The following is a 1,153-nucleotide window of genomic DNA, read 5'->3' on the forward strand; positions in this document are numbered from 1 at the left end:
CCCTCGCCGGAGAGCACCACCTTGACGTGCTTGCGGGCCTCCTTGGCCACGAAGTACAGCGGCACCAGGGCCGGGTCGGCGACCGGGTCGTCGAGGTACCAGACGATCTCGGGGATGGCGGCGGCGAACTCGGCGGGGGAGACCACCTTGACGATGTGGCGCGCGCCGATCAGCTCGGCGCTCTCGGCGGCCACGTCGACCTCGGAGTAGCCCTCGCGCTCGAACCCGGTGGTGAAGGTGATCAGCTTCGGGTTGTGCCGCATGGCCAGCGCCGCGATGGCGGTGGAGTCGATGCCGCCGGACAGGAACGAGCCGACGGTGACATCGGCGCGCATGTGCTTGGCGACGGAGTCCTCGAGCGCGGCCGCGATCTCGGCGTAGCGGGCCTGGGCGGCCCCCTCGGCGAACGGCCGGACCCGGAAGTCGGGACGGAAGTAGCGGGTGGCCCGCGGTGCCTGCCCGACCTTCACGGTGGCGTAGGTGCCGGACTCGAGGCGGCGGATGCTCTTGTGCAGCGACTCGGGCTCGGGCACGTACTGCAGCACGGTGTAGTGCTCGAGCGCGCGCGGGTCCAGCTCGTCGGAGACGCCGAGCGGGCTCAGCAGCTCCAGCACGCTCTTCTTCTCGCTGGCGAAGGCGGTGCCGCCGGGGCCGCTCGCGTAGAACAGCGGCTTGATGCCGAACGGGTCGCGCGCCAGGAACAGCTCCTGGGTCTCGGTGTCCCAGATCGCGAAGGCGAACATGCCGCGCAGCTTGCGCACGGCCTCGGGGCCCCAGAAGTGGAAGGCGGCCACGATCGACTCGCCGTCGCCGTCGGTGGCGAAGATCTTGCCCTCGGGGAACTCGGCGCCGTGCTCGGCGGCCAGCTGCTCGCGCAGTTCGAGGTAGTTGTAGATCTCGCCGTTGAAGGTCATCGCGTAGCGCTGCGGGTTGTCCGCCGGGCCCCAGCGTAGCGGCTGGTGCGAGTGCTCGATATCGATGATGGAGAGGCGGTTGAAGCCGAAGATCATGTGATCGTCGTGCCAGGTGCCCTTCTCGTCGGGGCCGCGGTGCCGCTGGCAGTGCAGCGCGTCGTACACCTGATCGACCACCTCGGTCGTCGCCGTATCAGCTGTCAGGAATCCGAGCAGTCCGCACACGGTGTCGGCAACCT

The 1,153-nt window shown here is 69.4% G+C and carries 1 protein-coding gene; it reads right to left on the reverse strand.

What is annotated here, in order from left to right:
• Positions 1 to 1,139 (reverse strand): asparagine synthase (glutamine-hydrolyzing) (gene asnB / locus AB0L91_RS35230; RefSeq protein WP_365017250.1); only part of this gene is annotated, 1,139 nt, incomplete at its 3' end.
• Positions 1,140 to 1,153 lie beyond the last annotated feature (14 nt).

Source organism: Nocardia sp. NPDC051833 (assembly GCF_040681225.1).
In the GTDB taxonomy this organism is placed as follows: domain Bacteria; phylum Actinomycetota; class Actinomycetes; order Mycobacteriales; family Mycobacteriaceae; genus Nocardia.